Genomic DNA, 6,011 nt, shown 5'->3' with positions numbered 1-6,011 from the left:
AATAATTTACCCTGGTCAATACCAATGGCAATCGGTTGGGTTTTGTTGTTAGAGGATTCAGTGGTTAGCTGGACATAGAAAATACCTAAGTCGTTGAATTTACCGATAGCTTTTCCTTCCTTAATCCACCGTCTGGCCCGACTGGGTTTGGTGGGCATCAACGGGTTTCCGTCTTTTGAGATAACAGGAACTCTTGCCATGGAGATAATCCTTAAGAGTGAAGTTAATGTCCCTTACCGCAACACAATCAAGATGTCTTGTCTAACAACGCTTTACCAATAAAGCTGAGAGGGAATCCGAACTAGGGAAGTATTCGGAGGTCTGTGCCAGATTGTGTCTCGATGCGGTAGTCTCTACTTGCGTCGCCTAAATTGGTTTAGGCAAGCTCCGTCCCTTTTAGGGTGGGGTTAGTGACCGAAATTTCTGCTTCTAATACCATTTTTCATAAGTAATGGCAGAGATGGTTAATCGCCCTCACCCCTAACCCCCCACCCCCCAACCCCCCCGACATCGGGGGGGCAAGGGGGGGGTAAGATACCTGCCAAGAATAAAGAAAAATGGTATAACACAATATTTATTATCCTGCGATCGATTACATCATACGATCCTGACGTTCAATTTTTCGCCAGAGTCTCACAAGAGCTATCCCTGGCAGCAGGGAAATCGCCATCGGTACTAAAGTTAACCAACCAAAACCACTGACAAATAGAAGCGTTGCTGAGATGAGCAAAGCACTTATAAGTAAAGTATAGTTGGTTCCCATTTGAATCATACCCAATCGCCGTAAAAGTCGATCAGATTCGCTGGAACGTACCCGGACACGGATATCACCCCGTTCTAATTTTTCGATCGTATCATCGATGCGTCGGGGTAAACTCAGGGCGGTGCTGCTCACTTGGGCCGCTTGCCGTCCTAACTCATCGAGGATATTACCGCCATTATTTCCTGTCATATCATGTACTAATTGCAGGGCAAAAGGTTGGGCCACTTCCATAAAGTTAAATTCGGGATCGAGTCCTTTGCCTACCCCTTCCAGGGTAGAAAATGCTCGCATGACGAAGGTAAAGGTAGCGGGAAAGCGAAAAGGCTGATCGTAGGCGATTTCATAGAGATCATCGCTGATAGAGGCTACGGATTGCTCCTCAAAGGGTTTATCCATGAAGTTATCGAGCATATACTGGATTGATCGCCGCACTGCTCCCATATCACCATTAGCAGTTAATGCTCCTAAATCGACCAGAGAAGTGACCACGCGATCGGCATCTTTTTGGGCAATTCCCAAGAGAGTCTGCATTAATTTTTCGCGCACATTGGTTTTAATTTGTCCCATCATGCCGAAATCGTAGAAAATTAAGGAGCCATCACTATCAACGGCGATATTGCCGGGGTGAGGATCTGCGTGAAAAAAGCCGTTATTGAGCAGTTGAATTAGATAGGCTTTTGCCCCTAGTTTAGCCAACAATTTGCGATCAAGTCCGGCCGCTTCTAGGGCTTCATAATGACTGATTTTGATGCCGGGGAGGTATTCTAGGGTTAAAACCCGGGGAGAGGTGTAGCGCCAATAGACTTTTGGCACTTTCACCCAATCTTCCCCGCGAAAATTACGGCGAAAAGTGTCAGCGTTACGACCTTCGTTAAGATAATCGGTTTCTTCCCAGAGAATTTTACAGCATTCTTCATAAATACCCGTCCAATCGCGACCTTTACCCCATTTGGGATGATTTTGGAAGTATTGGGCGATTTTTTTCAGGATGGCCAGATCGATACTAAACAATTTTTTCAATCCGGGCCGTTGGACTTTGACCACCACATCTTCCCCAGTCTTCAGTTGAGCCCGGTGAACTTGCCCTAAACTAGCGGCTGCCAGGGGAATAGGATCAAAGCTTTTAAAGAGTTGATTGAGGGGTTTACCGAGGGATACCTCGATGATTTTGCTGGCCTGTTCGTAGGTAAATGCGGGAACCTGATCCTGTAGTTTCGAGAGTTCCTCCACATATTCGAGGGGAAAAAGATCGGCGCGGGTGGAGAACAGTTGACCGACTTTAATAAAAGTCGGTCCCAATTCTAGCATGGTTTCCCGAATCCAAGCGGCCTGTTTTCTGCGTCTGCCGGCGAGTTTTTCTTGGCTATAGCCGCCGTTATAGCTCCATTTTTTACCGTTGAGCCAGAATTGATAAAGTACGGTCAGAACGAATCGCCAAATATCTAGACGACGACGATTGATGGAATAGCTTTCTCGATTCCAACGATAGCTATTTTTGGCGACTTCGAGGGCCGGCATTGCTGGGTTTAACTCTGGGGTAACGGGGACGGGTAGAAAGGCTGACACGCAATTTTTGGGGCTTTAAAGCGACTAAAAGAGGGTTTTGGGTTAATTCTGGTAGTTTTTTAGTTCCGAGCGCAATTGGGCGATTTCGGCGCGCATTTCGTCGATGTTTTCCTGCACATCGGCACTGGAGGAACCACCGGACTCTGTACCAGTATATACTCCCTTTTCCATGGCTTGATCGGCTCTCATTTGCACTTCTTCGACGAATTGCCGCAGGTTTTCCCGTTGTTCGGCATCAAATTTGCCTAATTCGCTTAAAGCGTTGGTAAACGCATCTTCTAGCTGTTCACCGATCACTTCAGCGATCGCTCGTCCGAGGAAAAAGGCGTGAATAACGGGGTTAGTCATAATCTTAAATGGATGTTTTCGCTTCGGGGTTTGTGGACGGGAAAGGCGATAATAGATTCCCTAACTACTAGGTTAGGCGACAGAACCAGAAAAGGCAAATCGTTTTTCTGAAAACGGAGGTGAGACCAAATCCGTTTTCAATAGTGTGATTAACTCTCAAGTTATGAATTGTTTCTCCCCACACCCTACACCCTACACCCTACACCCCACTCTCCTGTGCTTTTTAAACAGGATTTAGTATGAGACGGGAGGTTAATCGACAAAATTAGGGGAAAGAAAGGGCGCTAAGGGAGCAGAATCCGGTCCGATTGCGTCGAGAATTATCGCTGAAATCAACCCGATTAGCGAAATAATAGTGTCATCAACAATATCAGTCTCTGGAGAGTTAAGATGCTCAGAAAACGTTTATTAATCCCCTTAATACTATCCCTAGTCACTTTTGGTCTAGTGGTGGCCTGTAATTCCGGCACTCCCACCAGTCAAACTAACCCCAGTCCCGCAGAAAACGCCGCCACTGCTGCTATTCCCATCGGTGCAGCTTTAGCTCAAACCAGCAATCTCGCCCTATTGGGACAGGAACAGGTGATCGGTGTCAAGATGGCTGAAACATATTTTAATAAAAAGGGCGGAGTCAATGGAACACCGATTAAAGTTATTATCCAGGATGTGGCCGGGGATGAACAGGGCGCGATCAACGCCATAAATACCCTAATTACTCAAGATAAGGTGGTGAGTATTCTCGGTCCTTCCTTGTCCCAGCAAGCTTTTGCCGCTAGTCCGATCGCCGATCGAGCCAAAGTTCCCATTCTCGGTCCGTCTAACACCGCTAAAGGTATCCCCCAGATCGGTGAATATGTGGGTAGGGTGTCTGCTCCTGTGGCTGTGGTCGCTCCCAATGCGGTTAAAACCGCTTTAAAAATCGATCCCAAGATTAAAAAAGTGGCTGTCTTTTTTGCCCAAAATGATGCTTTTAGTAAATCGGAAACGGAAACTTTTCAAGAAACCCTGAAGAGTTTAAATCTTGATATTGTCACCGTGCAGAAATTCCAAACCACCGATACAGATTTTCAAAACCAAGCCACCGCAGCTATTAATATTAAACCGGATTTAGTGGTTATTTCTGGTTTGGTTGCTGACGGGGGCAATTTAGTCAAACAGTTGCGACAATTAGGCTATCAGGGGTTAATTATTGGGGGCAATGGTTTAAATACTTCTAATATTTTCCCGGTTTGTCAAGCTCAATGTGATGGCATTATCATTGCTCAAGCTTATAACCCGGAATTAGATAATCCTATTAATCGGGATTTTGTCGCCGCTTATACAGCAGAAAATAAAAAAGCACCCCCCCAATTTACCGCTCAAGCTTTTACGGGAATTCAAGTTTTTGTCGAGGCATTAAAACGGGTAGATGATAAAAATAAACTCAGTACACTTTCCCTCGAACAAATTCGCCAACAATTAAATCAGGAGATTTTAGCGGGTAAGTATGTCACTGTCCTGGGAGATATTGCTTTTACTCCCGAAGGGGAAATCATTCAGGATAAATTCTCCGTGGCACAAATTAAAATGGATGCCGATGGTAAAAATGGTAAGTTTACTTTTGTGAAAAATTAATAAGTAAGTGGTTCTTCTCGCTTCTACCTCGTTGCAAGGGTCTCCCTTGCAACGCATTTCCAGAGGTTCTAGCTCTTGTGTAATACTAAATCCTGTTTAAAGTGTTCAAGAGTGTTAAAGTCGAGTCCAAAATCAACATAATCCTGTTTTGACTTGCAATGTTCTATTCAATTAATTTCTCTAGGGATAGGACAGTATTCGATGGTGGTGTTGGACAAGAATAAAAGAAAAATGTAGGTTGGTTTTCCCTTTCTTCAGAAATTCTTCTTAAGTTTTCGTGTTCCCTAATTCTTGCTCTAAGCTAGTTCTGGAATTTCTGGCAATTATTAGTAGTGAAATTTACAGGAAATAATAACAATTTCTTGATCAGACACGCTATAAACTAGGCGGTGTTCTTTTGTAATGCGTCGTGACCATAATCCTGATAGTTCATGTTTTAATGCTTCTGGTTTTCCTAATCCAGAAAAAGGCTCTCTTTGAACATCTTTAATAAGGCTGACAATTTTAGCGTCAACTTTTTTGTCTGCGATCGCCCATTAATTAAACTCATCAAAACTTCGGGTTAGAAAGGTGACTTTCCTCATAAGTTAGCAGCATCTACATAAATATAACTAGGGTTTGCTGAAAAAGCTTTTCGGTGGTGGCAGGGTGTGGCCCCTTCAGGGAAAAAGTACCTGAATTTTCCCCCGATCCCCGCAATGGCTGGCACTTTTTGAGGGGAAAAAAGTCCAAAAGTCTTATCCAACAAGGTTTTTAGATTTATTCAGCAGACCCTAACTATCAGGATTTTTCAGAGATTCTCTTGCCTCTTGGAGATGTTGACGGTTAGCTTCTGTGGAAAGCAGATAGTCCGTTTCATCCATTTCAGCAGCTTCTTTAATCAATAAAATCGCTTCGACAACTGTTCCTTCTGGTAAGTCGAGGTGAGGTAAACTAAGTTGACCATTTTTGATGATTGTTTGGTATTTTAGTGCATTCATATAATTTTGCTATTCTTGAGATTTTATTAATTAGGTTCTTCGTTACTTGGTATGGTTCGATATTGATTAGCTCGTTCTAGATTGAAAACAATTGGCAAAAATCGAAGCAATGTCTTTCTATATAAGGGTTTCACCCCTTATAACTCCCGTCCATTGCATAACACAAACCGAAGAACCATTAATTATAGCAGTTTCAATGATAACTTGGATATTCTCGTTTCTGTATAGTCTTACCTCGTTGCAAGGGATGCCCTTGTAACACATTTCCAGAGGTTCTAGCTCTTGTGTAACCCATCAGGGAAGGGAGGAATATCCTCCCTTTTCTCATGCCAAGGTAGAACCTTGGCATGAGAAAAATATAAAGATTTTATTAAATTGTATTTGTAAGTACAACTTTGGATAGGAAAGTGTGTTTATTAACAATGCGCCAGTCTTTGGTCTTAGGTAGTGCGGTGTCTTAACCCAAGCGACAAAACTGCGATCGCCGTTAACCTGACAGACCAGATTGGAAGCTGGTGCTGATGATCTAGGATTATTCGCCGATTAATGACTCTTTGGGGAAATTAGAGGACAATACCGGGCCAGCAATTATGGATTTTAACAACTTTCCCCGACCTTTATTTTTTGGCTCTTCGTTACTCTTTATGCTAAATCAACATACAAGATGCCAAGACAACATACTTCTAACCCAAAAATTCCGAAAGTTTCTAAAGCCATAGGCTCTCCGTTTTATTAGTTTA

6 protein-coding genes are annotated in these 6,011 nt (G+C 43.4%); 1 reads left to right on the top strand and 5 read right to left on the bottom strand.

Annotated elements, in window-relative coordinates; genetic code table 11:
* From EWV68_RS18305 to EWV68_RS18295, 3 genes are all read right to left on the bottom strand, one after another.
* A partial coding sequence (locus EWV68_RS18305) for an RRXRR domain-containing protein (RefSeq protein ID WP_287170639.1) occupies positions 1-200 on the bottom strand: 200 nt, incomplete at its 3' end.
* 392 nt (positions 201-592) lie between these two features.
* Positions 593-2,281, bottom strand: coding sequence for an ABC1 kinase family protein (locus tag EWV68_RS18300; protein WP_287170640.1), 1,689 nt, complete (start codon positions 2,279-2,281; stop codon positions 593-595).
* A gap of 90 nt (positions 2,282-2,371) precedes the next feature.
* Positions 2,372-2,677, bottom strand: a complete 306-nt coding sequence (locus tag EWV68_RS18295; protein WP_004162702.1) for a DUF6825 family protein — start codon at positions 2,675-2,677, stop codon at positions 2,372-2,374.
* Positions 2,678-3,067: 390 nt separating this feature from the next.
* Between EWV68_RS18295 and EWV68_RS18290 the strand changes: the two genes are divergently transcribed.
* A complete protein-coding gene (locus EWV68_RS18290) occupies positions 3,068-4,291 on the top strand; it encodes an ABC transporter substrate-binding protein (protein WP_287170638.1) in 1,224 nt (407 codons plus the stop codon).
* 326 nt (positions 4,292-4,617) lie between these two features.
* Here the strand turns inward: EWV68_RS18290 and EWV68_RS18285 are convergent, their stop codons facing one another.
* Positions 4,618-4,821: a Txe/YoeB family addiction module toxin gene (locus EWV68_RS18285; RefSeq protein ID WP_149985791.1), complete on the bottom strand. Its 204-nt coding sequence runs from the start codon at positions 4,819-4,821 to the stop codon at positions 4,618-4,620.
* A 243-nt stretch (positions 4,822-5,064) separates the two neighbouring features.
* Positions 5,065-5,271, bottom strand: coding sequence for a hypothetical protein (locus tag EWV68_RS18280; RefSeq protein ID WP_287170636.1), 207 nt, complete (start codon positions 5,269-5,271; stop codon positions 5,065-5,067).
* Positions 5,272-6,011: the final 740 nt, after the last annotated feature.

The organism is Microcystis sp. M_QC_C_20170808_M9Col, assembly GCF_007095495.1.
In the GTDB taxonomy this organism is placed as follows: domain Bacteria; phylum Cyanobacteriota; class Cyanobacteriia; order Cyanobacteriales; family Microcystaceae; genus Microcystis; species Microcystis aeruginosa.
The sequence above is the reverse complement of the archived record's forward strand: the minus strand, read 5'-3'. Positions and strand labels throughout refer to the sequence as shown.

Coding starts and splice junctions, on each gene's coding strand:
- EWV68_RS18280 (WP_287170636.1), bottom strand. CDS start 5,271: ATGAATGCACTAAAATACCAAACAATCATCAAAAATGGTCAACTTAGT.
- EWV68_RS18290 (WP_287170638.1), top strand. CDS start 3,068: ATGCTCAGAAAACGTTTATTAATCCCCTTAATACTATCCCTAGTCACT.
- EWV68_RS18295 (WP_004162702.1), bottom strand. CDS start 2,677: ATGACTAACCCCGTTATTCACGCCTTTTTCCTCGGACGAGCGATCGCT.
- EWV68_RS18300 (WP_287170640.1), bottom strand. CDS start 2,281: ATGCCGGCCCTCGAAGTCGCCAAAAATAGCTATCGTTGGAATCGAGAA.